The sequence below is a fragment of the Nonomuraea sp. NPDC000554 genome (assembly GCF_040300065.1).
In the GTDB taxonomy this organism is placed as follows: domain Bacteria; phylum Actinomycetota; class Actinomycetes; order Streptosporangiales; family Streptosporangiaceae; genus Nonomuraea.
The window spans coordinates 78,594-104,582 of the sequence record NZ_JBEPDC010000030.1 but is presented as its reverse complement, the minus strand read 5'-3'; the positions used below and the strand labels follow the sequence as shown (position 1 = coordinate 104,582).

Below are 25,989 nucleotides of genomic sequence, written 5' to 3'. Positions count from 1 at the left end.
TCCTTCACTCGGGCCGGGGGTCCCAGCGGAAGCGGCGGATGGCGACGGCCGCCCCGACAGCGCCCCACACGAGCAGCACGCCGAGGCTGCTCCAGGCGAAGCCGTCGCGCCCGGCGAACGCGCCGAGCAGGGCCTCGTTGAACGGCCGCACCGGTAGGAAGCCGGAGACGCCGTTCACCACCCCGGAGTGGATCGGCAGGTACGTGCCGGAGAGGAAGACGAGCGGGAACAGGATGAGCTGCACCACCGCGGGCGCGGCCTCGGCGTTGCGGATCAGGGACGCCACCGCGACGCCCAGCGCGCAGAAGGCGGCCGCGCCGAGCACGAGCACCAGAGCGATGGCGGGCCACCGGGACGGGCCGGGCAACGGCACGCCGTACAGGCGGCCGACGCCGAAGATGAGCACGACGTCCACGACGCTGACCATGACGCAGTGCGCCAACAGGCCGGCGAAGTACACCCCGACCGGCAGCGGCGTCGCCCGCACCCGCTTGAGGATCCCGTCCTGGCGGCGCGTCGCGAGCACGATGGCCAGCTGGCTGTAACAGGACCCCAGCACCGACACCGCGGCGATCGTGGCCACGTAGTACTGCAGGGGCGACAGGCCGTAGAAGTACGGGTCCGCGGGGCCGCCGCCGAACAGCGCGCCGAAGATCGCGATGACCACGACCGGGAAGACGAAGGTGAAGAAGGCGCTCTGCGGGTTGCGCCAGAACGACAGCTGCTCGTAGCGGATCTGGTGCCGCACCAGGGCGAGCCCGCCGCTCATCGCGCGCTCACCTCCATCGGACGGCCGGTCAGGCGGAGATAGACGTCCTCCAGGTTGGGACGGTCGACCGTGAGCCGGTCGAGCGGCGTGCCGCGGCGCAGCGCCCAGCCGGTCAGGCGGTGCAGCGCCTCCGTCGGCTCCGCGGTCTCCACGGTGACCAGGCCGTCGTGGAGCGCGGCGGCTACCGGCAGGTCGGCGGCCGTGCACCCCTCCGGCAGGGCGAAGCGGATCCTGGCGCGGGCGGTGTCGCGTCCGCCGAGAGTCGACGGGGTTCCTTCCGACACGATCCGGCCGCCGGAGATCACCGCCACCCGGTCGGCCAGCTCCTGCGCCTCCTCCATGTAGTGGGTGGTGAGCAGGACGGTGGTCCCCGCGTCGCGCAGGCCGCGCACCAGCTGCCACGCGCTCCGGCGCGCGTTCGGGTCGAACCCGGTCGTCGGCTCGTCGAGGAAGAGCAGGCTCGGGTTGCCGATCAGGCCGAGTGCCAGGTCCAGCCGCCGTTTCTGCCCGCCGGACAGCGTCTTGACCTTGCGTCGCTCCTGACCTGCGAGGTCGACCAGGCCGATCACCTCGTCGACGTCGCGCGGCGAGCGGTAGTAGCCCGCGTTGCGGGCGATCGTCTCGCGGACCGTCAGGTACGGTTCGACCGCGATGTCCTGCAGCACCAGCCCGATCCGCTCGCGCAGCTCCCGCCCCCGGCGCCGGTCGCCGGGATCGATGCCGAGCACCTCGACGCGTCCGGCGTCACGGGCGCGGAACCCCTCCAGGATCTCCAGCGTGGTGGACTTGCCGGCGCCGTTCGGCCCGAGCAGCGCGAAGATCTCCCCGTGCTCGACGGTGAAGCTCGCGCCGCGCACGGCCTCCACCGCGCCGTAGCTCTTGCGCAGGTCCGCCACCACGACCGCGGCGTTCGCCGTCACTGGCGGACGCACGTGACCTCCAGCGACACGTCGAGGTAGCGCCCGGCCAGCCCGCGGGCCGCGGTCAGCCCGAACTCGGTCCTGTCGACGCGCGTCGTGGCGCGGGCGATGATCGTTCCCGGCGACACGTCCGCCTGCTCGATCGACAGGCTGACCGGGCGGGTGACACCGTGCGCAGTGAGCGTGCCAGTGATGGCGGTGCGGGCCACGCGATCGGCGACGAACGTCATGACGGGGTGACGGCCGACGTCGAGGAAGCGCGCCGACAGCACGTCCTCGTCCCGCTGCCTGCTGCCCGTGTGGAAGCTCGCGGCGTCGATCTCCACGCGGATGCCCGATTCGGCGAGCGGCTCGGCGACGTCGACCGTTCCGGCCCGGATCGCGAAGGTGCCACGCACCGGCAGGAGCCCGAACAGATGCCTGCTCCTGAAGGTGATGGTCGAGTGCTTGGTGTCGATCTCATAGCGGCCCAGCTGGGGGTCTCGTTTGTCCACGAACCCATTGCACGGCGGGCAGGGGGCCGCGCGGCAGGGTGAACAGTCGGTTCATGAGACGACGAAGGGCAGGCTCGGCATGCAACTTTCGTAGGTTTCGCTCCCGCCGAACGTTCTGCTGGGAGAGCCGCGCGAGCGGGGATGGCATACCGTGAACCGCATGAGTGACGGGCCGTGGCGCCGCCGCCACTGTCTCGCCATAAACGTGGCGATCGCGGTCTTCTTCGTGCTGCTCGACACCGGGGCGACGCTGGTGGGTGCGTCGTGGTGGCCGGCGCGGCCCGGCACGCTCGCCTGGGTCATGCTCGGCCTACAGGCGCTCGCCTGCTTCTCGCTGGTCGCCCGCCGCCGCGCGCCCCTGGCGGTCGTCGCCGTCCTGGGCGCGTACTCGCTCGTGCTGACGCTGCTGATCTCGCCCCTGGGCGCGCTGACGCCGGCGCACGACTGGAACGTGTGGGCGCCCTACGCGACCGTGCTGGCGGCGTACGGGCCGCTGTTCTACCGCCGCGACCAGCGGAGCCGGCGGACGGCGCTCATCGCGCTGGCCGTCTTCACGCTCATCGTCGCGGGCGTGTGGCAGCCGTCGCCCGAGATCATCACGATCGGGGTGCTTCGCACCGCCGTCGGCCCCCTGCTGGCGCTGTACTTCGACGCCCGCAGGCGGCTGGTGCAGGCGCTGACCGAACGCGCCGAGCGGGCCGAGCGGGAGCGCCACCTGCTCGCCGAGCAGGCCCGCACCGAGGAACGCGCGCGGCTGGCCGGCGAGATGCACGACGTCGTGACCCACCGGGTGAGCCTGATGGTGCTGCAGGCGGGAGCGCTGCGGATGACCGCGACCGACGAGGTGACCCGGCAGGCGGCCGAGGAACTGCGGGCGGCGGGCTGCCAGGCGCTCGACGAGCTGCGGGACCTGGTCGGCATCCTGCGCACCGCCCCCGAAGGGGACGAGACGCCGTCGGTGGCGGGCCTCGCCGCGCTGGTCGCGGAGTCGGCAGCGGTGGGGACACCGGTCGAGCTGGTCGAGGAGGGGGACCGGGCTCTCGCCTCGCCGGTGGTCGGGCGCACGGCGTACCGCATCGTCCGGGAGGCGCTGACCAACGTGCGCAAGCACGCGCCCGGCGCGCGCGTGACCGTGCGGGTCGAGTACGGGGAGGCGCAGGTGCGGCTCGCCGTCCACAACACGCGGCCGACCAGCGCGGCCGGCAGCGCCTTGGCCGGCACCGGGTCGGGCCTGGGCATCGCCAACCTCCGGCAGCGCGTGGAACTCGTGCACGGCACGTTGCGCGCCGGGCCCGCGCCCGACGGCGGGTTCCGCGTCGAGGCCACGCTGCCCGCGTACGTGCCGACCGCGGAACTGGCGGTGTGAGCATGGTCCGGGTGGTCGTCGTGGACGACGAGCCGATGGTGTGCCGGTTCCTGCGCACGATCCTCGGCTCCGCCCCCGACATCGAGGTGGTCGACGAGGCGCACGACGGCGCGGCCGGCGTGGACGCGGTCATGCGCACCCGGCCGGACGTCGTCCTCATGGACCTGCGCATGCCCGGCGTCGACGGGCTCACCGCGATCGAGCGCATCAGCGGGCTCGCCGACCCGCCGGCCGTCGTGGTGCTGACGACCTTCGACGCCGACCAGTACGTGCTGCGCGCCCTCCGGGCCGGCGCGGCCGGGTTCCTGGTGAAGTCCACGCCGCCGGAGGATCTGATCGGGCTCGTGCGGGTGGCGGCCGAGGGGCACACCGTGCTGTCGGCCGCGGCCGCCCGCCGGCTGGTCGCGGCCTCGACCGACAGCCTGTCGGCCCGAGACCGGGCGCGCGAACTCGTCGGGGCGCTGAGCGAGCGGGAGGTCGAGGTGCTGGCCTGCCTCGGCGAGGGCCTGTCGAACGCGCAGATCGCGGCGCGGCTGTACCTGTCCGAGGCCACGATCAAGGGGTACGTGTCGCGCATGCTGGACAAGCTGGGATGCGCCAACCGCACCCAGGCCGGCCTGATCGCCCACGACGCGGGGCTCGTGGGGTCGTAGGCACGCCGGATCGGATCGGTGGGCACAATCGACGGATGACAGATGCGACCCTACGCCCCGCATGTCCCGCCGACTACGACCCCATCGCCGCCGTCGTCGACGACTGGTGGGGGCGGCCCATCCTGGCCTCCCTGCCCAGGCTGTTCTTCGACCACTTCCACAGCACCAGCCTCGTCGCCGAGTCCGCCGGGCGGCTGAGCGGCTTCCTGGTGGGGATCGTGTCGCCGGCCGAGCTGGACCAGGCGTACATCCACTTCGTCGGCGTCAGCCCCCAGGCCAGGCGCGACGGCCTGGCCCGCACCCTGTACGAGCGGTTCTTCGAGATCGCCCGCGGCCACGACCGCCGGGTCGTCGGCGCCATCACGTCACCGGTCAACCAGGCGTCCATCGCCTTCCACCGGCGGATGGGCTTCGCCGTGCGCGGCCCGGTACCCGACTACAACGGCCCCGGCCACGACCTCATCGTCTTCGAACGCCCCCTCTGACCCGCGTGGCGGAGGCGCGCCACCCGAAGGCTCGGCGCGAGGCCGAGCCCTCGGGTGACTTGGAAAAGAGGGCCTAGGGTTCCCGGACTGCCGACTGCACGGTGGCGATGGCCGGCTCCTGGGGTGAAGGGCCGACCCCGGGGACAGGCATAGGCGGGTTAGAGGGGTTTGCGGCCGATGAGCAGGGTGGTGAGTTCGTTGAGGGCTACAGGGCTCTCCACCTGGAATCCGGCCTCCCTCAACCACCCCTGCCCCTGCGCCATCGTGTATTCGGACGCCCCCGACAGCAGAGCCATGTTCAAGCTCATCAACAACCCGAACGCCGACTCCTCCCGCTGGTCGTCGATCATGCTGTCGTAGATCAGCAGCGTCCCGCCGGCGGGCAGGTGGTCGTAGGCCCGCTGGATGATCTCGCGGCGCTTGGATTCGACCCAGTCGTGCAGGACGTGGCCGATGATGTACACCTCCGTTTCGGGCAGCGGGTCGGTGAAGAAGCTGCCGGCCTGGAAGCGGACGCGGGAGGCGAGGTCTGTGGTGCCGGTCACGGACGCCACGAGCTCGTCGAAGAGGGGGTTGAGCGGCGCCAGGTCGAAGGTGACGCCCTGGAGGTGGGGGTGGGCGGCGGCGACGCGGGTGGTGAGCATGCCGCGGCAGCCGCCCAGGTCGGCGAACGACTTGACGGAGGCCCAGTCGAACTTCTCCGACAGGGGGCGGCCGAGGAGGGTGGCGTAGCCGTCCATGCCTTCGGCGAAGGAGCGGGTGCGCTGGGGGGTGGCGTAGAGGGCGGGCATGGGGTCGTCGACCTTGGCGCCGTGGGCGAGGTTCTCGGCGTTCTTGAGGAAGGAGGTGAGGTCGCCCCAGGCGGGGTAGAGGCGGCGCTGGTTGAGGGTGAGGAAGCCGCCGATGTACTCGGGGGCGCCGGGGGTGAGGTAGGCGCGGGCGGCCGGGGTGGCGGCGTAGCCGGCGTCGGTGCGGGTGAGCAGGCGCATGGCGACCAGGGCGTCGACGAAGTCGGCGGCTACGTTGGCGTGGAGGCCCAGGTCGTCCTGGAGGGTGGAGAGAGGGACGGGGCCGGAGGACACGCGGGCGAAGACGCCGAGCTCTACGGCGGCGAACAGCGCTTGCGCCTCGTAGAAGCCGGTCGCGGTCTTGATCAGGGAAGCTGCTGTCACGGTCATGTGCTGTCTCCTAGTCCTTGGTGAAGCAGAGGATGAAGGCGTCGCCGCGGTTGCTCGGCGTGTAGGCGGTGCTGGCATAGGCCTGGTACGGCTGCCGCTCGATCACGACCCGGTCGAAGAAGCGCAGGTAGCGTTCGAGGATGGTGGCCGCGGATGCGGTGCAGGTGGCGGCGTCGGGGACGTCGCCGTCCAGGGAGAACATGGGGACGAACGTGCCGCCGGGGCGCAGGGCACGGACCACCTTGGGCATGAAGACGTTGAGCAGGTCGCGGTTCTCGAAGATGGCCTTGGGGAGTTCGGGGTCGAAGAAGACGCCGTCGAAGCTGTCGGGCTTGAGGGTCTCGACGTAGTCGAAGAAGTCGGCTTCGACGATCTCGAGGGTGGCGGGCACGTCGGGGTTGTTCTGGTGGAAGAGCTCGATGACCTTGGGATGCTTCTCCACGACGGTGTGCCGGTAGGTGTCGGCGCGGCCGGCGATGCGCAGGGCGGAGTAGCCGAGGCCGAGGCCGACCTCCAGGAACTCGCCGCCGCGCTCGCACAGCAGGTCGGCCGAGCGCCACATGAGGGACCGCTCCCAGCCCTGCATGGCCTGTACGTCGCCGATGTAGAGGGTCACCTCCCCTTTCTCGTCGCGGACGAGGTTGATGTCGGTATCCGGAAGCGCGGTCATGTCTCTCCCTTGGTGAGGTTGTCGATGAAGCCGGTGGTGTGGGCGCCTTTGCGGAAGACGGGCGTGGCGAGCAGTTCGCGGAGGAATGCGGCGTTGGTACGGATGCCGGGTCCGGACACGCTCAGCTCGGCCAGGGCGCGGTCCATGCGGTCGATGGCATGGTCGCGGTCGGCGCCCCAGGTGACGATCTTGGCGATCAAGGGGTCGTAGTCGGGCGGGATGCGGCTGCCGGCGCGCACATGGGTGTCGACGCGGACGAAGGGGCCGCCGGGCTGCGTGAACTCCTCGACGAGGCCGGGGGCGGGGGCGAAGTCGCGCGCGGGGTCCTCGGCGTTGATGCGGCACTCGAGTGCGGCGCCCCGCCGTTCCAGGTCTTCCTGCCGGAACGGCAGGGGGCGTCCGGCGGCGACGGCGAGCTGCTCGGCGACCAGGTCGAGGCCGGTGACGAGCTCGGTGACGGGGTGTTCGACCTGGATGCGGCAGTTGGTCTCGATGAAGAAGTATTCGCCGGTGTCGTCGTCGACGAGGAACTCGAAGGTGCCGAGGCTGCGGTAGCCGATGGCGCGGGCGCCGGTGAGCGCGGCCTGCGCCATCCGCTCGGCGAGCTCGGGGGAGATCGCGGGGGACGGGGTCTCCTCCAGGAGCTTCTGGCGCCGCCGCTGGGTGGAGCAGTCGCGTTCGCCGAGGTGTACGGCGTTGCCGTGCGCGTCGCAGAGGACCTGGATCTCGACGTGGTGGGCGGCGCGCAGGTAACGCTCCAGGCAGACCCGGTCATCGCCGAACAGCAGCTGCGCCTCGGCGCGGACGCGGCGGTAGGCGGCGGGCAGGTCGGCCGCCGACGAGACGACCGCCATCCCCCGGCCGCCACCGCCTGCCACGGCCTTGAGGACCACCGGGTAGCCGACCTCTTCGGCCAGCGAAAGAGCCTCCGGTTCCGCCACGGCGTGGAGGCTGCCAGGCAGGACCGGCACCCCGGCGGCGGTCATGGCGGCGCGGGCGGCGGCCTTGTCGCCCATCACCTCGATGACGTCGGCGGGCGGGCCGATGAACGTCAGCCCGTACTCTTCGCAGATCCGGGCGAACTCAGCATCCTCCGACAGGAAGCCGTAGCCAGGGTGAACGGCGTCGGCGCCGGTCTGGAGGGCGACCTCGATGAGCGCGGCGGCGTTGAGGTAGCTGCGCTTGGCGGGCGCGGGGCCGATCTTGACGTTGCGGTCGGCCAGGGGCAGGGGCTCGTCGGCCGCCGAATGGACGGCGACGCTCCTGATGCCGAGCTCACGGCAGGTCCGCGCCACCCGGAGCGCGATCTCGCCCCGGTTGGCGATCAGCACGGTGCCGAACATCAGCGCCCGCCCGGTCCGGGGAACAGAGTGTCGCAGGCCGAGGAGGCGCCGGGGGCGATGACCACGAGCGGCTGGTCGTACTCGACGGGGGTGGCGTCGGGGACGGGGATCTCCACGACGCGGCCCGCAGTCTCGGCGACGATCGGGTTCATGAGCTTCATCGACTCGACGATGCCGACCTGCTGACCGGCCTCGACGGTGTCACCGACGGACACGAACGGCGCGGCGCCGGGCTCTGGCGCGTGGTAGAAGGTGCCGACCAGCGGCGCCCGGACCTGGATCAGGCCCTCGTCGGCGGTGCTCGGGGAGTCGTCCGCCACGGACAGGGTGGACGTGGTCACCACGGCGGGGAAGCCGTCGCTCCAGGTCAGCTCGGCGCTGGCCAGGCCGTGCGAGATCTTGAGCGTGGTCGGCGGGTGCGGCAGCAGGGCGATCAGCCGCGTCGCCGCCTCGCAGAGCGTGTCGAAGTCGCTGCCCGCGTCAAGGTCGGTGCGGATCTCGGTCATGGGTCACCTCCTGGTGGGTGTCGGCCGGGAAGGGGATTCACCCGGCCTGGCGATTGCCCACGTCGACTACCCGGTCGTCCCTTTCGGGAGGGGATGGGGTGACGGGGATGGGGAGGCCGAAGCGGCGGAAGCGGGTGCGGCGTTGCCGTATCAGGTCGGGGGCGGACAGGGGGAGCAGGTCGGCCAGGGCGGCGCGTACGGCGGTGCCGAGCAGGGCGGCGGCCTTGGCCGGGTCGGTATGGGCGCCATCGGGCGGTTCTTCGACGATGGCGTCGACGATGCCGAGGTTCAGGAGTTCTCTCGCCTCGACTTTGAGGGCAGCGGCGGCTCTGGCGGCTTCGGCGGCGCTCTTCCACAGGATGGCCGCGCAGCCTTCCGGGGTGATCACCGAGTACCAGGCGTTGGCACTGATGAGGACCCGGTTGGCGACGGCGAGGGCGAGGGCGCCGCCGCTGCCGCCCTCGCCGGTGACGACGGTGACGACGGGGACCCGGAGCTGGGCCATCAAGCGCTGCGACTCGGCGATGGCCAGGGCCTGCCCGCGTTCCTCGGCGGTGAGCCCGGGGTAGGCGCCGGGCGTGTCGACGAGGGTGAGCACGGGCAGGCCGAGCTTGTCGGCCAGACGCATCAGCCGGGCGGCCATGCGGTAGCCCTCGGGTTCGGGCATGCCGAAGTTGGCGGCGACGCGGTCGCGGGTGGTGTGGCCCTTCTGGTGGCCGATGAGCATGAGCGGGACGCCGTCGAGGCGGCCGATCCCGGCGACGATCGACGGGGAGTCGCCGAAGGTCCGGTCGCCGTGCAGGCGCAGGAAGTCGTCGAGGATCAGGCCGGCGTAGTCGGCGGTGGTGGGGCGGCCGGTCTCGCGCGCGAGCCGTACGACGTCCCACGGCTCCCGCTCCGGCGGCTCATAACCTACATAAGGCGAAATATCGCCCGCCGCACCCACGCCAGCAGCCGCACCCACGCCCGCGTCCGCCGCCGCGCCAGCACCCGCCGAAACGCCCGCGTCCGCCGTCGCACCTGCCAGCGTCCCCGCCGAGGAAGCGCCGCCGCCGCAAAGACTCACCAGCCGACCAAGCGCTCCCCGCAACCCCGCCCGAGGTACGACGGCGTCCACCATCCCATGCGCAAGCAGGAACTCCGCCGTCTGAAACCCCCGAGGCAACTCCTGGCGAATCGTCTGTTGAATCACCCGAGGCCCGGCGAACCCCATCCGCGCCCCAGGCTCGATCAGAATGACGTCCGCCAACGTCGCGAAGGAGGCGGCCACCCCACCGAAGGTCGGATCGGTGACAACCGAGACAGACAACACCCCGGCCTCATCGAGAGCGGCGAAGGCCCCGGCCGTCTTGGCCATCTGCATGAGCGCGACCACGCCCTCCTGCATACGAGCCCCACCGGAAGCGCAGACGGTGACCAACGGCGCGCGAGAGGCCGCAGCGGTCTCAGCCGCGACGGTCACCAACTCCCCCACCGCAACCCCAAGGCTCCCGCCGAGGAAGCGAAAGTCCATGACGACGAGCACCACGGCCCGCCCGTCGATGGTCCCGAGCCCGCCGACCGCCGCGTCCTCCAGCCCGGTGGCCTCCCGCGCCGCCGCGAGACGCGACGGGTACGGCACCGCGTCCACGAACCCCAGCGGATCGGAAACCACCTCAGGCGAGGCGAACGCCCGAAACGACCCGGGATCGAGCAGCTGTTCCACCCGCTGCGCGGCTGAAACCGGATGATGACGCCCGCACTCGGGGCAGACGCCCAGCGCCTTGCCGAACCGGCGGTGATGGATCATCGCCTGGCACCCCCGGCAGCGGATCCACCTCTCCTCCACGACGGTTCCTCCTAGAACGCGGAGACCACGGTGAAGGTCTCGTAGGGCTGCTCGCGGCTGGTGTCGAGGTAGGGCCGCAGCGGGCTGGTGTGCCGGTGGCTGCTGCTGTGCACCCAGTCCTGTAGGTGCTGGTAGCTCTCCCAGTAGCTGGTGACGGCCATGGTGGTCTCCTCCACCTGGGAGTGAAGGAGTTCGTTGCCGAGCATCCCGGGGGTGCCGACGAGTTGCTCGCTGACCTGCCGGTACGTCTCCGACAGCGGCTGCACCTCCTCTTTGGGCACCCGGTACCAGAGGATCACCCTGACCCGCTCGTGGGCGGTGGGCATGGTGCTCATGGAGCCTCCTGTTCGGTAGGGAGCCAGCCGCGCACGGTTGTCCACGTGCGCGGGGCTGAGTTCGAAGGTTCGGAAGGCGGACTCGTCGGTCCAGTCGGTGATCACGTAGTAGGTGTCCTCGCCGCGCAGCAGGCTCTGCCCCCGGTTGTCGGGGTGGGCGGCGATGCCCGCGGCGACCTCGCGCCACGTGCGCTCGAAGGCGTCCTCCTGGCCGGGCCGTACCTTGATGTCGAGCAGAACGCGGAAGGTCACAGCGTGTACACCGCCATCGCCTCGACGTTGCCGAAGAAGACCAGCACCGTGATGACGGTTCTGGCCAGATTCCACCTCCCGAAGGAGGGCCGCGGGTCAGACCAGTCGGCGGGCAGGTCTTCGGGGTCGAGGCGCATCACGCGGCGCTTGAGCACGGCGTTGCGGGTCGCGGAGATCACGATGACCGCGACGAGCGCGACGATGAGTGTGGACAGCAGGTAGCGCGAGCCCGTGGTGGGCGCCACGACCAGCAGGTAGACGTCGCACGCCAGCACGCCGAGGATCATGATCGGTCCGAGCGGGTCGAAGCGGGGCGACCAGTACTGGTGCAGCCGCACGTACTCGCCGGCGGGCAGGCGGCGCATCCACGGCACGCCGCCGATCGCCGACCACAGGAGCATGCCCGCGACCAGGCCGCTGAGCGCGATGGAGATCTGCGAGACCAGGATGCCCATCGGTCTAGCCCGCCGCCTGCTCGACGAGGCCCTTGATGCGCTTCATCTGGACCGCGGTGTTGGTGTTGAGCCGCTCGCGCATGGCGCCGTCGTCCACCGGCGAGTCGGGCTTCATCTCGAAGTCCTGGACCCAGCGCATGCGCACCTGGCCGGGCGCGGTCTCGGTGTACTCCCAGAAGATGTTCATGTACTTGAACCAGCCGGTCTCGACCCGGTGGGCGCGCACGGTCCTGGTGGCAGGGTCAGAGGTGCGCTCGGAGACCCAGCTCCATTTGTTGCCCTGCGGGTCGGGGTGCATGGTGAGCCGGAACGTGATCGTGTGCCTGTCACGGGCGAGGATCTCGGTGGCGGCGTACTCGCTGAACAGCTCGGGCCACGACTCGACGTCGTTGGTCATCTTCCAGACCAGGTCGAGCGGGGCGGCGATGTCGATGGCGTTGTCGGTGTGCCCGGCCATGGCTCAGGCCTCCCAGTGGTAGAACGGCGTGGCCATGGCGTCCTTGGGCTCGCGCCAGTTGGGGTCGTAGGGCGAGATGAACGCACTGAGGCCGGTGTTGAGCTCCTTGTACAGCTCGGTGCTCCTGGCCTCGTACAGCCCGTCGGTGATGTCCTGCTCGGCCTCGACCAGGTGGAAGTACAGGTCGTGGAAGCGGAACAGGGTCCTCCGGCTGGCGCCGATCAGGTGCGGCAGCTCGGAGGCGTCGGACTTGGCGAAGAGGGCGGCTACGCCGTCGGCGTTCGCCGCGTCCATCCGCGCCACGATCAGTGTTCGCTGCATGGTCATCCCTTCTGGTGTCGGGTGAGCCGGTGACCGGCCTGGAAGAGGGCGTCCGGGGGGTTGAAGCTGTAGCTCAGGCGTACGGCGGGCGTAGGTGGCCGGCCGAAACGGGAGCCCGCGGCCACCCGGACCCCGGCGCGGGCGGCGGCGGCGAGCATGTGCTCCTCGCTGCCGCCGCGCACCCAGAGGAAGAAGCCACCGCGCGGCGGCCGGACGGCGCAGCACACGCCGAGCCCTTTGACCAGGGCATCGCGGCGAAGCGCGAGCTCCCTGCGCAGGGTGGCCAGCCGCCGGTCGTAGCGGCCATCCTCGATGATCGTGGTGACGGCGAGCGAGGCCAGGTGGTTGAGGCCGCCGCCACTGGACAGCAGCCCGCTCGCGGCCAGCGAGGCTACGAAGGACGAAGAAGCCAGCATCCAGCCGAGCCGCAGCCCGGGACCGAGCGTCTTGGCGAACGAGCACAGCCGGACCACACCCTCGTACGAGGCCAGCGCGGCCAAGGAGCGCGGCATGGGCAGCTCGTCCAGGCAGAGCTCGGCGTAAGCGTCGTCCTCCACGACGAGCACGTCGTGCGAGCGCGCCACGTCCAGCAGCTCCAGCCGCCGCTGCTCGCCCACCAGCCGCCCGGTCGGGTTGTGGAAGGTGGGGATCAGGTAGGCGAAGGCGATCCGGCGGCCGACGGCGCGGTGCCTGCGGATGGCGGCGGCCAGCGCGTCCGGCTCCGGCCCTTCCTCGTCGGCGGCGAACGGTGCCAGCAGCAGCCGCCGGTCGGTGAAGATCTGCTTGCCGTAGTCGTAGGCGGTCGGCTCGCACAGCACCACGTCACCGGGCTCGGCCAGCGTGGTGGCCAGCAGGTGCAGGGCGTGCGAGGTGCCCGCGGTGATCAGGACGTTGTCCGGGCCGCAGCCCGCCCTTGCCGCCAGGGCCTCGCGCAGCGGCTCGACGCCCTGGTTGTCGCCGTAGGACAGGGCGGCGGGGCCGTACCGGGCGAGGGCGCTTCCGTAGGCCGCGGCGAGCAGGTCCACGGGGAGCAACGCCGGGTCGAGGTAGCCGGGGGCCAGGTCGGTGATCCCGGGCTGGGCGACGTCCTGCACGATGCCGGGGCGCCAGTAGGCGCCGCTCACCCCGCGGCCAGCAGGACGGCGCGCAGTTCCTGCGCGGCGGCGCGGACGGAGGCGTGCGGGCGGGCCAGCGCGATACGCAGCGAGCGGTCGCCACGCGACGGCTCGGCCCAGTGGAACTGGGTGCACGGCAGCGCGTAGACCTGGCGCTTGTGCAGTTCGTCCCAGATGTCGTCGCAGCGGAGGGCGCCGAGGTCGACGCGCTCGACGCTGACCCGGCTGTCGGGGTCGGGGAAGCTGACGCCGGGCACGTCGGCCAGCGTCTCGCGGACGATCCTGCGGCCCTCGGCGATGAAGGCGTGCAGGTCTTCCAGCCCGCCGTTGGCCGCGTCCTCGGCGAAGCGCTCGACGAGCGTGAGGATGAACGGCGAGACGCCGAGCAGGATGTCGGAGTAGATCTTGGGGATGGGCAGGCCGATGTTCCCGCTGTAGGCCAGCAGGCCGACCTTGAGGTCGAGCGTGGCCCAGAGTTTGCCGGTGTCCTCGATGACGGCCCACCGGCAGCCGCTGGCCTCCAGCACGGCGTAGTGGTCGTAGTGGGCGCGGGTGTCGAAGCCGCGGAAGGAGGTGTCGAGGGTGAGCACGACGTCGCGCTCACGGCACACCTCGGCGATCTCGGCCAGCCGCTCGGCCGACAGCACCCGCCCGGTCGGGTTGTTGGGCGTGGTGACGAAGACGCACCCCACTCCTTCCGGTACGGCTTCCGCCGCCGGCCCCAGGTGCAGCGGGTCCTCCTCGACCGGCACCAGCCGCAGCCCCACGCCGCGCAGGATGTCGGGGATGTTGTCGAAGGTCGGGTGGACCAGCGCGACCGCGTCGGTCTTGGTGGCCAGTGACCTGGCCAGGATCTCCATGGCCACCGAGGAGGCGTAGCAGCTGAGCACCGGGTTGGCCCCGACCGGGTAGCGGTGCTGGCCGAGCAGCGCGAAGAACGTCCGGTGCGCGGTGCGCTCCAGGTCGGCGATGGGCTGGAGGGCGGCCTTCTGGAAGAGCGTGGACAGCTCGTCGATGATGCGCTGCTGACCGGCGCTGAGCTCCTGGCGGGCGTGGCCGTCGGCCACGTTCAGGTCGCTGTCGAGCGCCAGGATTTCGAGTTCGGTGAGGTTGACATTGCTGGAGATCATCTCTAAGCCCCGTCGTTTTCTACCGGGAGACCCGGATGCTGTGCTGGTCAAGCCACTGGTTGAGCTGCAGGACCGACTCCATGTCGGTGAGGTCGCGCCATGCGCGCGCGGGCTCGATCGGCGACTCCAGCAGCGCCTTGGCCTTGGCCGCGTCGATGAGCGGCAGGACGGGCGCACCGGGGTCGTCGAGGAGCCGGCCGAGCTCCGACTTCAGCAGCGGCGCGTAGCCGGGGTCGCGGCCGGTGGGGAACTGGCTGGGCTCCCGCTCCAGGACGGAAGCGGGAAGCAGGTCGGCGACGGCGGCCCTGAGCAGGCTCTTGGGCTTGCCGTCGAAGGTCTTGAGCGCCCATGGCACGTTGTAGAGGTATTCGACGAGCCGGTGGTCGCAGAACGGCCAGCGCAGCTCCAGCCCGCCGGCCAGGCTGACGCCGTCGTCGAGCGCGCAGCCGAACTCCTGCCACCCCTGCAGGTGCAGGTAGTAGATCTCGCGCATGCGCCGCTCGGTGGCGTCCTCGCCCTCCACGTACGGCATGCCGGCCAGGTCCTCCCGGTACCGGGCGGCGCAGTAGCCGGGCACGTCCAGCTCCTTGAGCAGGTCGGGCGCGAACAGTCCGGTGCCGAGCCCGTCGGGCGGCAGATGATGGGCGGTGGCGGCCACCCACGGGTAGGTCTGGGCGGCGACGACTTCGGGCCGGTCCATGCCCATGAAGGAGGCGAAGACGGTGTCGGCCTGCTCGCCGGCGAGCACCACGCTGACCTTCTCGCTGATGCGCCGCGACAGCGCCCGCAGCGAGGCGGGGAACTGCGGCGCGGCGACCGGCAGGTCCTGCTGGGCGGCGACGGCGGTGCGGCGCAGCACCGGGTCGGTGACGGCGACGCCGTCGAGTTCGACGAACTCGTGCTCGGCGCCGATGTGCGCGGCCACCTCCTTGGCGTAGGGGGCGTCCTCGCCGGCCCGCATCGGGCCGGGCCCGCCAGCCGCACCGCCGGGGTAGCCGACGGTGAAGGTGCGCACCGGCCCGCCGCCCCGCTCGGCCAGCGTCTTGGCGGCGATGGCGGCCACCGAGCTGGAGTCGAGGCCGCCGGACAGCAGCACGCCGACCGGGACGTCGGCGTCGAGCTGCTGCGCCACCGACTGTTCGAGCAGCTCGCGGACGCGGGCGACCGTGGTCTCCAGGTCGTCGGTGTGCTGCCGGGCGGTCAGCTTCCAGTAGGTGCGCTCGTGTACACCTGAGCGGGTGATGGTGACGATCTCGCCGGGCCGTACCCTCCGCATGCCCTTGACCGGGGTGCGGCCGACGCTGCTGGTGAAGGCGAGCAGCTCGCGCAGCCCGTCGAGGTCGGTGACCGGCTCGACGAGCGGGTGGGCGAGCACCCCCTTCGGCTCGGAGGCGAAGACGGCGCCGGAGACGGTCGGGTAGTAGAACATCGGCTTGACGCCCATGCGGTCGCGGGCGAGCAGGAGCCGCTCGCGGCCCTCGTCCCAGATCGCGAAGGCGAACATGCCGTCCAGGTGCTCGGGGCACTGCTCGCCCCATTCCAGGTAGGCGTGGAGCAGCACCTCGGTGTCGCTGCGGGTGGCGAACTCGTGGCCGAGGCTCTTCAGCTCGGCCCGCAGCCCGCCGTGGTTGTAGATCTCGCCGTCGAAGGCGAGGACGGCGCCGCCGCGCACCATGGGCTGGGCGCCGCCGTCGAGGTCGAGCGCGGCTCTGCGCCGGTGGCCGAGCACGGCGCGCGAGGAGGCCCACAGGCCTTCGCCGTCCGAGCCGCGCCACGCGAGCGTGCCGAGCTGCGCCAGCACGATATTGCGGTCCAATGCGAGATCACGGTGGAAGTCCACCCACCCTGCGATGCCGGCCATCCGCCAGTTCCTCCGCGCGATTCGGGGACGCTTGCCCCGGTATGGTGGCAACCCCTGTTCGGCGCGGCCTGTAGCCGTGATCCAGACGGGAGCCAGTCCGCTTGGGAGGCGCGTGGTAGTGCTGGCACCACCATCAGGTCTAGCGTCGCCGCCCGGGTGTTTGAACCGCGCCGCCGCTTGACTGGAGGCATGACTCACACCGCAACCGTGACCACGGACGCCGTGCGTCTGATCGACCTGAGTCGCACCTATGGCACGGCGCCCAACGAGGTCGCCGCGTTGCGCGGGGTCAGCACCACCTTCCCCTCCCGCTCCTTCACCGCGATCATGGGTCCGTCAGGTTCCGGCAAGTCCACGCTGCTGCAGTGCACCGCCGGACTCGACCAGCCGACCGGCGGGAAGGTGCTGATCGGCGACGTCGACCTGGGCGAGCTCACCGAGCGGCGGCGCACTGAGCTGCGCCGCGACCGGCTGGGCTTCGTCTTCCAGTCCTTCAACCTCATCGCCTCGCTGACCGCCGCCCAGAACGTGGCTCTCCCGATCCGCCTGTCCGGCCGCCGCCCGCCGAAGGAGTGGATCCGCGAGGTGCTCACGCTGGTCGGCCTGGGCGAGCGCATGGGCCACCGCCCGGCCGAGCTGTCCGGCGGCCAGCAGCAGCGCGTGGCCATCGCCCGCGCCATCGCCGCCCAGCCCGAGGTGATCTTCGCCGACGAGCCGACCGGCGCGCTCGACAGCAAGTCGGGCCGCGAGGTGCTGGCGCTGCTGCGCCGCCTGGTGGACGAGCGCGGCGACACCGTCGTCATGGTCACCCACGACCCGTTCGCCGCCTCGCACGCCGACCGCGTGCTCTTCCTGTCCGACGGCCGCCTGGTGGACGAGCTGCGCGAGCCCACCTCCCGCGCGGTCGCCGCCCGCCTGTCCGAGCTGGGGGCGGCGTGACCACCACCACGATCACGTCCCTGCCCGCGCGGCGCGGCGTACGCCTGCGCACGCTGCTGTCGGTCGCCGCCCAGACGCTGCGCTCGCGGGTCTCGGGCTTCGCGGGCGCGGTGATCGCGCTCGCCCTGGGCGTCGCCTTCGCCGGCGCCGCCACCTCGATGCTGGCCTCGGGTTCCGCCCTCCCGCCTGAAGCCCCCGAAGCGGTACGGCGGGCCGTGTCGGAGTCCGGCGCCCTGCTCGTCATGCTGTCGGTGATCGGCGCCTTTGTCACCGTCTTCGTGGTGGCCGGCACGTTCGCCTTCATCGTCGCCCAGCGGCGCAAGGAGCTGGCCGTGCTGCGGACCGTCGGCGCGGCGCCCGGCCAGGTGCGGGGGATGGTGCTGGCCGAGTCCGCGTTCGCCGCGGTCCTGGCCTCGCTGGTGGGCGTGCTGCTCGCGGGCCCGCTCATGGCCGCGATGGCGGCGTTGCTGCGCTCGCAGGAGCTGCTTCCCGCCGGTTTCACGCCGAGCCTGTCGCCCGGGGCGCTGGCGGGCTGCTTCGCCGCCGGAGTCCTGGTCGGCCTGGTCGCGACCGTCGCTGCCGCCCGCCGCGCCGCCGCCGTCCGTCCCGTCGAGGCGCTGCGCGCCGCATCCCTCGCCGACCGGCCTATCGGCAGGGGCCGCTGGCTGGGCGGGCTGCTCGCGCTGGCCTGCGGCGGCGGCATGCTGGCGCTGGTGCCGGTCGCGCCGCCGGACGGGCGGATGCCGCTGACCATGTTCGTCTCGATGCCGCTGGTGATCGGCTTCGCACTGCTGTCCCCGGCCTTCGCCGCCTGGACCAGCGCGTTCGTGGCCGCGCCGCTGGCCCGCTGGACGTCCGCGACCGGCGAGCTGGCCAGGGAGAACGTGCGGATGGCCGCCCGGCGCACCGCCGCCACGGCCGCGCCCGTGCTCATCACGGTGGGCCTGGCCGGTTCGTTGCTCGGCGGCACCACGCTGCTCGGCGAGGCGATGGCCGCCGACGCCCGCCAGGTGTGGCGCTCGGACCTGGTCGTCTCCGGGACCGGCGAGGCGGAGGTGGTCCGGTGGCTGAACGGGCACGCAGGCGTGCACGCGGCCGTGCCGGTGACCTCCGGCGAGGTGGAGGTGTTCGCCAACCGGACCGTCCGGACCGTGCCCGCCCAAGGGGTGGATCCGACCGGAGTGCGGCAGGTCATGAACCTGTCCCACGTGGAGGGCGACCTGGAGGCCCTGCGTGGCGGCGGTGCGGTGGCGGCCGATCGGCGGCAGGCCGCCGCGCTGGGCTGGAAGCTCGGCGAGCGGTTGGAGCTGGGGCTGCCCGGCGGCGCCAAGGCCCGGCCGGAGCTGGCAGCCGTCTACGACGGCTCCCCGCTCGGCGGCGGCCTGCTCGTCCCCACGTCGATGCTGGTGGAAAAGGGGAAGGCCGAGGGCGCGGGCGCGCGTGTGGGGTGGAGCGCGGTGCACGTCGCCGCCGACAACCCCGGCGCGGTCCGGGGCGAGCTGGAGAAGCGCTGGCCGCGGCTGAAGGTGTTCGACACCGTGCAGATCATGGCCTTGGTCAGCGGCGCGCGGCAGGAAGGCATGCGGATCGGCGCCATCGCGCTGGCCGCCTTCGCCGTCGCCTACACGCTGATCGCGGTGGCCAACACTTCGGCACTGTCGTTCGGGGCGCGGCGCGGGGAGTTCGCCCGGCTGATGTTCCTGGGGGCGCGGCGGGCGCAGGTGCTGCGGATGGCGCTGTGGGAGGCGCTGTGCGTGGCCGCCACCGGCGTGCTGCTCGGCGCGGGCGTCACGGTCGTGGCGGTGCTCGGGCTGCGCGGGGTGCTGGCCGGGCTCGGGCTCCAGGTGCCGACCGTCTTCCCGTGGACGGAGGCCGGGCTGGTGGCGCTGGCCTGCGTGCTGGTGGTGCTGGTGTCCGCGCTGGTGCCCACCGTGTCGGTGTTGGGGCGCCGTACGTCCATCGCGGAAGCGGCGGCCTAGCCCTTGAGGTAGTGGAGCACCGCCGCGACACGGCGGTGCTCCGCGTCGCTCGGCTCCAGCAGGAGCTTGGCGAAGATGTTGCCCACGTGCTTGAGCACCGCGGCCTCGGTGACCACGAGCGCGCGGGCGATCGCACTGTTGGACTTGCCCTCGGCCATCAGCGCCAGCACCTCCCGCTCACGCGGCGTGAGCTGCTCCAGGCCGTCGTGGTCGCGGCGGCTCTCCAGCAGGCGCACCACCACCTCCGGGTCGATGGCGGTGCCGCCCGCGGCCACCCTGGTCACCGCGTCGATGAAGTCCTCAATCTCGCCGACCCGGTTCTTCAGCAGGTAGCCGACGCCGCGCCCGGAGCCGGACTCCAGCAGCTCCAGCGCGTAGGAGCGCTCGACGTACTGCGACAACACCAGCACCGCCACCTTCGGGTGCTCGGTGCGGATGCGCAGCGCGGCACGCAGGCCCTCGTCGCGGAAGCCGGGCGGCATGCGCACGTCCACGACGGCGACGTCCGGCAGGTGCCGGTCCACGGCGGCCAGCAGGGTGGGAGCGTCGCCGACCGAGGCCACCACCCGGTGGCCGAAGCGCTCCAGGATGTGGCGCAGGCCCTCCCGCAGCAGCACCGCGTCGTCCGCGATCACGACGTCCATGCGACCTCCACGCGCAGGGTCGTTCCCCCGCCTATCGGACTGGACAGACTGACGGTGCCGCCGACCGCGGCCACCCGGTCGGCCAGCCCGATCAAGCCGGTGCCGCCCCCGGTGTCGGCGCCGCCGGCGCCGTCGTCGCTGACCTGGAGCACGATACGGCCGGGCGCGTCGCGCAGCAGCAGCTCCGCGCGGCTCGCGCCGCTGTGCTTGGCCAGGTTGGTGAGCGCCTCGCAGCCGGCGAAGTACAGCGCCGACTCCACCGACTCGGGCGGGCGCTGGTGCGAGGTCTCCATGCGTACGGTCACCGGCACCGGACACCGGTCGGCCGCCTCGGCCAGCGCCCCTTCGAGCCCCCGGTCGGTGAGGATGGCCGGATGGATGCCGCGCACGAGCGCCTGGAGCTCCTCCAGAGTCTCCCTCGCCTCCCGGTGGGCCCGCTCGACCAGCTTCCTGGCCTCGGGGTCGACCCCGGGCAGCTCCATCTTGACCAGCCCCAGCGTCATGATCAGGCCGGTGAGCCGCTGCTGGGTGCCGTCGTGCAGGTCGCGTTCGAGGCGGCGGCGCTCGCTGTCGAAGGCGTCGGCGAGCCTGGCGCGCGAGCGGTCCACCTCGATGAGGCGCAGCTCCAGCTCCTGCTCCGGCGGCGCGGTGAGCAACGTGCGGGCGAGCCCGGCCTCGGCCGCGGCGGCGGCGGTCACCAGGTAGGCGGCCGTGACGAGCAGTGCCAGCCCGGCCACCGACGCGCCCCACGCGAGCGCGGGGTCGGCGGTGACCTTCTGCCAGGACGGGTTGGCCGACGGCGAGCCGGGCAGATAGCGCCAGAACGGGGCCAGCAGCGGGCCGCCGACCAGGAGCGTGAGCACCAGCAGCGCGACGGCGCTGAGCGGGCCGAGCAGGCACAGCAGCAGGCCGTAGCCGGCCTCGCGCCAGGTGGCCGCCTCCCGTAGCAGCGGCCGGCCCTGGTGGGGCGAGGGTGCGGGCCGCCGGTCCACCAGGCGCAGCCGGGCGCGCTCCACCCGGCCGAGCGCCTCGGCCCAGCGCGGCAGCAGCCGCAGCAGCGGCACGCCCACCACGATGGGCACGGTCACGACGCCGACGGCGAGCAACACGAGCGTCCCGGCGAGCCAGACGACGGCGACGACGAAGCCGCTCAGCAGATAGGCGGCCGAACGCCAGGGCCGGGAGGAGAGCGGAACCCGCAGCGGTGCCTTGACCAGCCCCTCCCACGGCCCGCCCTCGATGCCCATGATCCTCATCCTAATGAGGGAATTGAGCCTGGTTAGAGGCGCGCGCCAGGCGGGCTGGAGGCTCATTGCCCATCTCCGAGGCGCTTCTTAGGCTGCTCGGCATGACGTTGACCGGGTATTCCCTGCCGCTGTCCCCGTCCGGAGCCTCCTCCTCCCTCACCTGTCCGCCGTGGTTCTTCTCCGGCGAGGTGGTCATGGTCGACTACCGCGTCGACCCCGCCGCCGCCGCCCGCTTCCTGCCGCCCGAGCTGGAGCTCGGGCCTGACCCGGGTGCCGCGGCAGCGGTGTTCGCGGAGTGGCAGTGGTGCTCGGCGAACGGCGCGGAGCTCGACGACCCGGCGGGCTGCCGGTTCTCGGAGTTCCTGATCCTGCTGGGCTGCACGTTCGGCGGCGAGCCGATGGCCCGCGCCCCCTACGCGTGGGTGGACCAGGCGGTGCCGCTGATGCGCGGCTGGGTGCAGGGCATGCCGAAGCAGTTCGGCTCGGTGCACATGACCCGGCCGGTCCAGGTGGGGCGGGCGGGGCCGCGCATGGCCGCGGGCGGGCGCTTCGCCGCCGGCCTCGCGGTGCGCGACCGGCGGGTGGCCGAGGTCTCGGTCACGCTGGCCGAGCAGGGCGAGCCGCCGCACCTGCACGCGGTGCCGCTGGTGCACAGCCGCTACTTCCCGGCCTGGGTGCCGGGTGAGAAGCCGCTGCACCAGCTCGTCTCCTCCGAGGTGTCGGATGTGGAGTTCGGGCCGGTGTGGCGCGGGGCGGGCGAGTTCCGGTTCTTCCCCAGCGCTGACCCGGACCTGGCCTCGCTGGCTCCGGTCGAGGTGGGCGCGGGCTACGCCTTCACCTACGCCGAGACGCTGGTCGGCGGGCGCCGGCTGGGGTGAGGGCGCCCGACTGCCCCGGGACGCCATGCGCGCGTCCCGGGGCAGTGGCGTGTCCGGGCGGCGGGAACGGGGCGGAAGCCGCCGCCCGGACAGGTATTGAGGGCGGGTCAGAAGAACACCACCGTCCCCGAGTCCACGCGGCGGCGGAACGTCCACCACATCCAGCCCTGCATCAGCGCCAGCACCGGCACCAGCACGGCCAGGAAACCGCCCAGCACGTTGAGCGTGGCCACGTCCGCGGTGACGTCCGACACGCTTTCGGCCAGGCGCAGCCCGGTCATCAGCGCCGGGGCCGCCGCCGCGAAGGCGGTCAGCGCGACGGCCGCGCCGTACCGCGACTTGGCGAGGGCGCTGGGTGCGGCGACGAGGGCGAGCGCGGCGAGCAGGCCAAGCGCGACCATGGGCGCCCCGGCGGTCAGGCTCGCGCCGGACAGGAGCACCTGGGCGAGCGCGGCGAGCGCGAGCAGTCCGGCGGCGGGCCGCGACAACCGCGTGGCCGTGGCGGCGGCAAGGACGGCGAGGTCGGCGGGCAGGCGGACGGCCAGGAAGACGGCGCCGTGGGTGGTGAAGACCAGCACCATCGCCACCGCCCACACGGCCGCGTTGATCCCGGCCGTGAGCCAGCGGTCGGTCAGCGGCGGCGGGCCGGTCAGCAGCGCGCCGACCAGGAGCCCCCAGAAGACCGCGAACACCCCGCTGGAGCCCCCGAGCACCGCGTCCCAGCCGGAGCGCCAGCGCGGCGACGGGCGGCGGCTGCGGAACCAGATGGCCGCGTCACGCACCACCCAGATGAGCAGCCCGGCCACGATCAGCAGGTAGAGCCCGCCCAGCAGGTGATCCTTCATCAGCGGGAAGGCTCCGGCCAGCACGCCGCCGACGGCGACCAGCCACACCTCGTTGCCGAGGAAGAACGGGCCGATGGAGGTCAGCACCGCGCGCCGTTCGTATTCGGAGCGGCCCAGGCGGCGCAGCAGCAGGCCCGAGCCGATGTCGAAGCCGTCCACCACGAAGTATCCGGCGAACAGCAGGCCCAGCAGGATCGGCCAGAGGAGGTCCATGATCTTCTCCTTCAGAAGCTGTGGGCGGCCGGTCGCTCAGCGGCAGCGCGCTCGAGGGTGGAGCCGAACAGCTCATCGTCCGGGCCTTTGCGGATGAAACGCGCGATCAGCATGTAGTCCACGACCGCCAGCGTGCCGAGCACCAGCGTGAACCCGACGAAGGACAGCAGCACGACGGCGGCCGGGAGATCGGAGACGGCGTTCTCGGTGGTGAGCAAGCCGTAGACGGTCCACGGCTGGCGGCCGACCTCGCGCACCAGCCAGCCGGCGATCACCGCCACGAACGGCAGTGGCACCATGACCACCAGCACATACAGCGGCACGCGCAGCCGCACCACCCAGTTGCGGATCAGCAGGATCAGGCAGATGAGCAGGATGAGCGCCATCACGAACGCGCCGTTCATCATGATCTGGTACGGCACCGCGATCCACGACGGCGGCGCCCAGTCACCGGGCCCGAACTGCTGGGCCATGGCCTGCTGCGCGGCGGCGATCCGGTCCGGCTCCTGATACATCTGCGCCAGCTTGGCCGGCTGCGTCTGCTCGATCACCACCTCCTGCAGGAAGCCCCAGTGGATGATCGAGAACGCGCCGATCGGGGCGACGATCAGCCCCCAGCGCATCGAGCGGCGGAAGAGGTCCGCCTCCTGCGTGCGCTTGATGAAGTGCCACGCGCTCACGCCCGCCACGAACAGTCCACCGGCCAGCACGGCGGCGGAGATCACGTGCAGAAGCGTGTTGATGAGGCTGCTGTTGGTCAGCAGCGCGGAGAAGTCGGTGAGATAGGCCTGGTCGCCGCGCATCTCGAAGCCCACAGGATGGTGCAGGAACGAGTTGGCCACCATGATCCAGAACGTCGAGGCGTAGGCGGTGAGCGCCACCAGCCAGATCAGCGCCAGATGGACGCTCCTGCGGATGCGGTCCCAGCCGAAGATCCACATGCCGAGGAAGGTGGCCTCGGCGAAGAAGGCGATGAGCGTCTCCAGGGCCAGCGGCACGCCGAAGACGTTGCCCGTCACCTTCGACAGCCCGCTCCAGTTCAGCCCGAACTGGAACTCCATCACGAGGCCCGTGACGATGCCGACCGCGTAGTTGACCACGTAGATCTTGCCCCAGAACTTCGTCATGCGGCGATAGACCGGGTTCCCGGTGATCGTGTACGCGGTCTGCATGCCCGCGACGAACAACACCAGCCCCAGCGTCAGCGTGACGAAGAGGAAGTGGATCGAGGTGGTCGTCGCGAACTGCAGCCTCGACAACAGCAGGTTGTCCATGATTCACCAGCCTGTCAGTCCGGGTCGGAAGGGGCGTCCGCCGGCGGGAGGTTGCCCGCCTACGCCGGCGGACGCAGTCGGGCGGTTGGTCTACTCCCCCGGCTGTAGGCGGTCGTTGACGAGTTCGATGAACTCGCGCGGCAGCTTGACGCCACCGACCTCGTCGTCGCCCAGCTTGACGCCGAACTCGCGCTCGACGCGCACGGTCATCTCCAGTACGGCCAGCGAGTCGTAGTCCAGGTCGGCGAAAGGCGTGTCGAGGATGTCGCCGTCCAGGTCGACGGACTCTCCTTCACCGGCTGCCTCCCTCATGATGCGCCGCAGGTCGTCCAGTGTGAACACGATCATGGTCGCTCCCTTTCAACGGTGGTGATGGAAGTCGCAGCAGGAGGGCTGCGAGCAGCCCGGCGGCCGCGCAGGCGGCGGCGATGAGCAGGGTGAGCGTGAGTGCCGCGCCGTAGCCGCCGGTGACCGCCGCGCGCAGCGTCTCGGGCAGGGCGCTGACCGTCTCCGGGTCGCCCGCGGCGGCGGTGGCCTGGGCTCGCAGGTGCTCGGGCACGCGGGCGGTCAGCTCCTCGGCCAGCCGCGAGCGGAAGACGCTGCTGAGCGCGGCCAGCCCGAGCGTGCCGCCGAGCTGGCGGCTGAGCGACTGCAGCCCGATCGCCGAGCCCAGGTCGCGGCGGGGCGCGTGGTTCATGACCGCCACCGAGTAGACCTGGAAGATCAACGCCAGCCCGATGCCGAAGACGATCGCGCAGACCGTCATGGCCTGCCCGCTCGTCACCGCCAGCCCGGCCAGCCCGCCGACCAGCAGGAGGCCGCCGAGCACGGCGAACACCTGCGGCCGTCCGGCGCGCGCCATGAGCGGGCTGCCGCCCAGCGAGACGATCAGCGAGCCCGCCGTCAGCGGGATCAGCGCCAGCCCGGCGCCGGTGGCCGTCTCGCCGCGCGCCACCATGAGCAGCGGCAGGAACGTGACCGCGGCGAACATCGTCAGGCCGGTGATGAAGCCCTGCGCGTTGGCCACGACGAGCACCGGGTCGCGGAACAACCGCAGCGGGATGATCGGCTGCTCGGCACGGCGCTCCACCCGCAGCCAGGCGATCACCAGCACCGCGGCCGCCGCGCCGAGGCCGACGATGACCGGCGAGCCCCACGCGTGGGTCACCCCAGCCCAGCTGCTGACCAGCACCAGGCAGGTGCAGACGCCGCCAAGCAGCGCCGCGCCCAGGTAGTCGATGCGGGCCGGCGCGCCGGGCCGCGGCAGCAGCTTGGTCCCGGCGAGCAGCGCGACCGCGAGCAGCGCGACCGGCACGCTCAGCCAGAACGTCCAGCGCCAGCCGATCCAGTCGGTGATGACGCCGCCCAGGAAGGGACTGATCGCCGCCGAGGCGTTCAGCGTGGTGGCGAACCAGATCTGCGAGCGCATGCGCTGCTCGGGGGTGAGCAGCTCGGCGTAGATGGCCATCGCCGAGACCATCAGGCCGCCCGCGCCGACGCCTTGCACGATGCGGAAGAGCACGAGCTGGGGCATCGACTGGGCCAGGGCGCACAGCACGGACCCGGCGGTCAGCAGGCCCAGCGCCAGGATGAACACCTGCTTGCGGCCGAGGACGTCGCTGAGCTTGCCGTAGAGCGGGGTGGTGACGGTGGAGGCGAGCACGGCGCCGGTGGTGACCCAGGCGAACAGGTCGAGCCGGCCGAACTCGCCGACGATGGCGGGCAGGGCGGTGGCGGTGATGTTGAGGTCCACCATCGCCAGGAACTGCGCCAGCGCGACCGCGACCAGCGGCAGCGCCACGCTCTGGCGGCTCATTCCTCGTCCTCCGGCA

The 25,989-nt window shown here is 72.0% G+C and carries 27 protein-coding genes; 6 read left to right on the top strand and 21 right to left on the bottom strand.

What is annotated here, in order from left to right:
* Positions 1 to 4: 4 nt before the first annotated feature.
* The 3 genes from ABT294_RS40680 to ABT294_RS40670 are packed head-to-tail and all read right to left on the bottom strand — an operon-like array spanning position 5 to position 2,183.
* The gene (locus tag ABT294_RS40680) at positions 5 to 769 is read right to left on the bottom strand and encodes an ABC transporter permease (RefSeq protein WP_350811793.1); all 765 of its coding nucleotides are present in this window, start codon (positions 767 to 769) and stop codon (positions 5 to 7) included.
* On the bottom strand, positions 766 to 1,701 hold the full coding sequence (locus tag ABT294_RS40675) for an ABC transporter ATP-binding protein (RefSeq protein WP_350811792.1): 936 nt from the start codon (positions 1,699 to 1,701) through the stop codon (positions 766 to 768). The genes ABT294_RS40680 and ABT294_RS40675 overlap by 4 nt, the downstream gene beginning before the upstream one ends.
* Entirely contained in the window at positions 1,686 to 2,183 is a 498-nt protein-coding gene (locus ABT294_RS40670) for a YceI family protein (RefSeq protein ID WP_350811791.1), read from the bottom strand. The genes ABT294_RS40675 and ABT294_RS40670 overlap by 16 nt, the downstream gene beginning before the upstream one ends.
* Before the next feature lie 160 nt (positions 2,184 to 2,343).
* On the opposite strand from ABT294_RS40670, the gene ABT294_RS40665 reads away from it, so the two are divergent.
* Genes ABT294_RS40665 through ABT294_RS40655 form a run of 3 tightly spaced genes read left to right on the top strand, consistent with a single transcriptional unit; the run spans position 2,344 to position 4,687 of the window.
* Entirely contained in the window at positions 2,344 to 3,549 is a 1,206-nt protein-coding gene (locus ABT294_RS40665) for a sensor histidine kinase (protein WP_350811790.1), read from the top strand.
* 2 nt (positions 3,550 to 3,551) lie between these two features.
* Positions 3,552 to 4,202: a response regulator transcription factor gene (locus ABT294_RS40660; protein ID WP_350811826.1), complete on the top strand. Its 651-nt coding sequence runs from the start codon at positions 3,552 to 3,554 to the stop codon at positions 4,200 to 4,202.
* Between the two features lie 35 nt (positions 4,203 to 4,237).
* The gene (locus tag ABT294_RS40655; RefSeq protein WP_350811789.1) at positions 4,238 to 4,687 is read left to right on the top strand and encodes a GNAT family N-acetyltransferase; all 450 of its coding nucleotides are present in this window, start codon (positions 4,238 to 4,240) and stop codon (positions 4,685 to 4,687) included.
* A gap of 158 nt (positions 4,688 to 4,845) precedes the next feature.
* Here ABT294_RS40655 and ABT294_RS40650 read toward each other — a convergent pair whose 3' ends face one another.
* The 12 genes from ABT294_RS40650 to asnB are packed head-to-tail and all read right to left on the bottom strand — an operon-like array spanning position 4,846 to position 16,138.
* On the bottom strand, positions 4,846 to 5,865 hold the full coding sequence (locus ABT294_RS40650; RefSeq protein ID WP_350811788.1) for a methyltransferase: 1,020 nt from the start codon (positions 5,863 to 5,865) through the stop codon (positions 4,846 to 4,848).
* Positions 5,866 to 5,875: 10 nt separating this feature from the next.
* A complete protein-coding gene (locus ABT294_RS40645; RefSeq protein ID WP_350811787.1) occupies positions 5,876 to 6,535 on the bottom strand; it encodes a class I SAM-dependent methyltransferase in 660 nt (219 codons plus the stop codon).
* The gene (locus ABT294_RS40640) at positions 6,532 to 7,878 is read right to left on the bottom strand and encodes an acetyl-CoA carboxylase biotin carboxylase subunit (RefSeq protein WP_350811786.1); all 1,347 of its coding nucleotides are present in this window, start codon (positions 7,876 to 7,878) and stop codon (positions 6,532 to 6,534) included. The genes ABT294_RS40645 and ABT294_RS40640 overlap by 4 nt, the downstream gene beginning before the upstream one ends.
* Positions 7,878 to 8,384, bottom strand: a complete 507-nt coding sequence (locus tag ABT294_RS40635; protein ID WP_350811785.1) for an acetyl-CoA carboxylase biotin carboxyl carrier protein — start codon at positions 8,382 to 8,384, stop codon at positions 7,878 to 7,880. Before ABT294_RS40635 ends, ABT294_RS40640 begins: the two co-directional genes overlap by 1 nt.
* A 37-nt stretch (positions 8,385 to 8,421) precedes the next feature.
* A complete protein-coding gene (locus ABT294_RS40630) occupies positions 8,422 to 10,173 on the bottom strand; it encodes an acetyl-CoA carboxylase carboxyltransferase subunit alpha (RefSeq protein WP_350811784.1) in 1,752 nt (583 codons plus the stop codon).
* Positions 10,174 to 10,223: 50 nt separating this feature from the next.
* Complete coding sequence (locus ABT294_RS40625; protein WP_350811783.1) at positions 10,224 to 10,799, bottom strand: antibiotic biosynthesis monooxygenase family protein; 576 nt, start codon at positions 10,797 to 10,799, stop codon at positions 10,224 to 10,226.
* Positions 10,796 to 11,254, bottom strand: a complete 459-nt coding sequence (locus ABT294_RS40620; protein WP_350811782.1) for an anthrone oxygenase family protein — start codon at positions 11,252 to 11,254, stop codon at positions 10,796 to 10,798. Before ABT294_RS40620 ends, ABT294_RS40625 begins: the two co-directional genes overlap by 4 nt.
* A 4-nt stretch (positions 11,255 to 11,258) precedes the next feature.
* A complete protein-coding gene (locus ABT294_RS40615) occupies positions 11,259 to 11,711 on the bottom strand; it encodes an SRPBCC family protein (RefSeq protein WP_350811781.1) in 453 nt (150 codons plus the stop codon).
* Positions 11,712 to 11,714: 3 nt separating this feature from the next.
* The gene (locus ABT294_RS40610) at positions 11,715 to 12,032 is read right to left on the bottom strand and encodes a TcmI family type II polyketide cyclase (RefSeq protein ID WP_350811780.1); all 318 of its coding nucleotides are present in this window, start codon (positions 12,030 to 12,032) and stop codon (positions 11,715 to 11,717) included.
* A gap of 2 nt (positions 12,033 to 12,034) precedes the next feature.
* Entirely contained in the window at positions 12,035 to 13,156 is a 1,122-nt protein-coding gene (locus ABT294_RS40605) for an aminotransferase class I/II-fold pyridoxal phosphate-dependent enzyme (RefSeq protein WP_350811779.1), read from the bottom strand.
* Complete coding sequence (gene mppP / locus ABT294_RS40600) at positions 13,153 to 14,277, bottom strand: enduracididine biosynthesis enzyme MppP (RefSeq protein WP_350811778.1); 1,125 nt, start codon at positions 14,275 to 14,277, stop codon at positions 13,153 to 13,155. The genes ABT294_RS40605 and mppP overlap by 4 nt, the downstream gene beginning before the upstream one ends.
* Before the next feature lie 19 nt (positions 14,278 to 14,296).
* Positions 14,297 to 16,138, bottom strand: coding sequence for an asparagine synthase (glutamine-hydrolyzing) (asnB, locus tag ABT294_RS40595; protein WP_350811777.1), 1,842 nt, complete (start codon positions 16,136 to 16,138; stop codon positions 14,297 to 14,299).
* 189 nt (positions 16,139 to 16,327) lie between these two features.
* On the opposite strand from asnB, the gene ABT294_RS40590 reads away from it, so the two are divergent.
* Positions 16,328 to 17,077, top strand: coding sequence for an ABC transporter ATP-binding protein (locus ABT294_RS40590; RefSeq protein WP_350811776.1), 750 nt, complete (start codon positions 16,328 to 16,330; stop codon positions 17,075 to 17,077).
* Positions 17,074 to 19,056, top strand: coding sequence for an FtsX-like permease family protein (locus tag ABT294_RS40585; RefSeq protein ID WP_350811775.1), 1,983 nt, complete (start codon positions 17,074 to 17,076; stop codon positions 19,054 to 19,056). Before ABT294_RS40590 ends, ABT294_RS40585 begins: the two co-directional genes overlap by 4 nt.
* On the opposite strand, the gene ABT294_RS40580 is transcribed toward ABT294_RS40585, so the two are convergent.
* Positions 19,053 to 19,700 carry a response regulator transcription factor gene (locus ABT294_RS40580; protein WP_350811774.1) on the bottom strand — a complete coding sequence of 216 codons (648 nt, stop codon included), beginning with the start codon at positions 19,698 to 19,700 and terminating at the stop codon, positions 19,053 to 19,055. The genes ABT294_RS40585 and ABT294_RS40580 overlap by 4 nt on opposite strands.
* Entirely contained in the window at positions 19,688 to 20,947 is a 1,260-nt protein-coding gene (locus ABT294_RS40575) for a sensor histidine kinase (protein ID WP_350811773.1), read from the bottom strand. The genes ABT294_RS40580 and ABT294_RS40575 overlap by 13 nt, the downstream gene beginning before the upstream one ends.
* Positions 20,948 to 21,048: 101 nt before the next feature.
* On the opposite strand from ABT294_RS40575, the gene mppR reads away from it, so the two are divergent.
* Positions 21,049 to 21,825: an enduracididine biosynthesis enzyme MppR gene (mppR, locus tag ABT294_RS40570; protein ID WP_350811772.1), complete on the top strand. Its 777-nt coding sequence runs from the start codon at positions 21,049 to 21,051 to the stop codon at positions 21,823 to 21,825.
* A 107-nt stretch (positions 21,826 to 21,932) separates the two neighbouring features.
* Here the strand turns inward: mppR and ABT294_RS40565 are convergent, their stop codons facing one another.
* The 4 genes from ABT294_RS40565 to ABT294_RS40550 all read right to left on the bottom strand — a co-directional run bounded on the left by ABT294_RS40565 (position 21,933) and on the right by ABT294_RS40550 (position 25,973).
* Entirely contained in the window at positions 21,933 to 22,883 is a 951-nt protein-coding gene (locus ABT294_RS40565; RefSeq protein WP_350811771.1) for a cytochrome d ubiquinol oxidase subunit II, read from the bottom strand.
* 11 nt (positions 22,884 to 22,894) lie between these two features.
* Positions 22,895 to 24,157 carry a cytochrome ubiquinol oxidase subunit I gene (locus tag ABT294_RS40560; protein ID WP_350811770.1) on the bottom strand — a complete coding sequence of 421 codons (1,263 nt, stop codon included), beginning with the start codon at positions 24,155 to 24,157 and terminating at the stop codon, positions 22,895 to 22,897.
* Positions 24,158 to 24,247: 90 nt separating this feature from the next.
* A complete protein-coding gene (locus tag ABT294_RS40555; RefSeq protein WP_350811769.1) occupies positions 24,248 to 24,505 on the bottom strand; it encodes an acyl carrier protein in 258 nt (85 codons plus the stop codon).
* Positions 24,450 to 25,973 (bottom strand): MFS transporter, encoded by a 1,524-nt coding sequence (locus ABT294_RS40550; RefSeq protein ID WP_350811768.1) that lies wholly within the window; start codon positions 25,971 to 25,973, stop codon positions 24,450 to 24,452. Before ABT294_RS40550 ends, ABT294_RS40555 begins: the two co-directional genes overlap by 56 nt.
* Positions 25,974 to 25,989 lie beyond the last annotated feature (16 nt).

Bases quoted from the DNA above. Each gene is read 5' to 3' on its own strand.
- ABT294_RS40645 (WP_350811787.1), bottom strand. From the start codon at position 6,535: ATGACCGCGCTTCCGGATACCGACATCAACCTCGTCCGCGACGAGAAA.
- ABT294_RS40550 (WP_350811768.1), bottom strand. From the start codon at position 25,973: ATGAGCCGCCAGAGCGTGGCGCTGCCGCTGGTCGCGGTCGCGCTGGCG.
- ABT294_RS40610 (WP_350811780.1), bottom strand. From the start codon at position 12,032: ATGCAGCGAACACTGATCGTGGCGCGGATGGACGCGGCGAACGCCGAC.
- mppR (WP_350811772.1), top strand. From the start codon at position 21,049: ATGACGTTGACCGGGTATTCCCTGCCGCTGTCCCCGTCCGGAGCCTCC.
- mppP (WP_350811778.1), bottom strand. From the start codon at position 14,277: ATGATCTCCAGCAATGTCAACCTCACCGAACTCGAAATCCTGGCGCTC.
- ABT294_RS40565 (WP_350811771.1), bottom strand. From the start codon at position 22,883: ATGGACCTCCTCTGGCCGATCCTGCTGGGCCTGCTGTTCGCCGGATAC.
- asnB (WP_350811777.1), bottom strand. From the start codon at position 16,138: ATGGCCGGCATCGCAGGGTGGGTGGACTTCCACCGTGATCTCGCATTG.
- ABT294_RS40655 (WP_350811789.1), top strand. From the start codon at position 4,238: ATGACAGATGCGACCCTACGCCCCGCATGTCCCGCCGACTACGACCCC.
- ABT294_RS40590 (WP_350811776.1), top strand. From the start codon at position 16,328: ATGACTCACACCGCAACCGTGACCACGGACGCCGTGCGTCTGATCGAC.
- ABT294_RS40660 (WP_350811826.1), top strand. From the start codon at position 3,552: ATGGTCCGGGTGGTCGTCGTGGACGACGAGCCGATGGTGTGCCGGTTC.
- ABT294_RS40680 (WP_350811793.1), bottom strand. From the start codon at position 769: ATGAGCGGCGGGCTCGCCCTGGTGCGGCACCAGATCCGCTACGAGCAG.
- ABT294_RS40620 (WP_350811782.1), bottom strand. From the start codon at position 11,254: ATGGGCATCCTGGTCTCGCAGATCTCCATCGCGCTCAGCGGCCTGGTC.
- ABT294_RS40560 (WP_350811770.1), bottom strand. From the start codon at position 24,157: ATGGACAACCTGCTGTTGTCGAGGCTGCAGTTCGCGACGACCACCTCG.
- ABT294_RS40615 (WP_350811781.1), bottom strand. From the start codon at position 11,711: ATGGCCGGGCACACCGACAACGCCATCGACATCGCCGCCCCGCTCGAC.
- ABT294_RS40640 (WP_350811786.1), bottom strand. From the start codon at position 7,878: ATGTTCGGCACCGTGCTGATCGCCAACCGGGGCGAGATCGCGCTCCGG.
- ABT294_RS40630 (WP_350811784.1), bottom strand. From the start codon at position 10,173: ATGATCCATCACCGCCGGTTCGGCAAGGCGCTGGGCGTCTGCCCCGAG.
- ABT294_RS40575 (WP_350811773.1), bottom strand. From the start codon at position 20,947: ATGGGCATCGAGGGCGGGCCGTGGGAGGGGCTGGTCAAGGCACCGCTG.
- ABT294_RS40580 (WP_350811774.1), bottom strand. From the start codon at position 19,700: ATGGACGTCGTGATCGCGGACGACGCGGTGCTGCTGCGGGAGGGCCTG.
- ABT294_RS40665 (WP_350811790.1), top strand. From the start codon at position 2,344: ATGAGTGACGGGCCGTGGCGCCGCCGCCACTGTCTCGCCATAAACGTG.
- ABT294_RS40555 (WP_350811769.1), bottom strand. From the start codon at position 24,505: ATGATCGTGTTCACACTGGACGACCTGCGGCGCATCATGAGGGAGGCA.
- ABT294_RS40650 (WP_350811788.1), bottom strand. From the start codon at position 5,865: ATGACCGTGACAGCAGCTTCCCTGATCAAGACCGCGACCGGCTTCTAC.
- ABT294_RS40635 (WP_350811785.1), bottom strand. From the start codon at position 8,384: ATGACCGAGATCCGCACCGACCTTGACGCGGGCAGCGACTTCGACACG.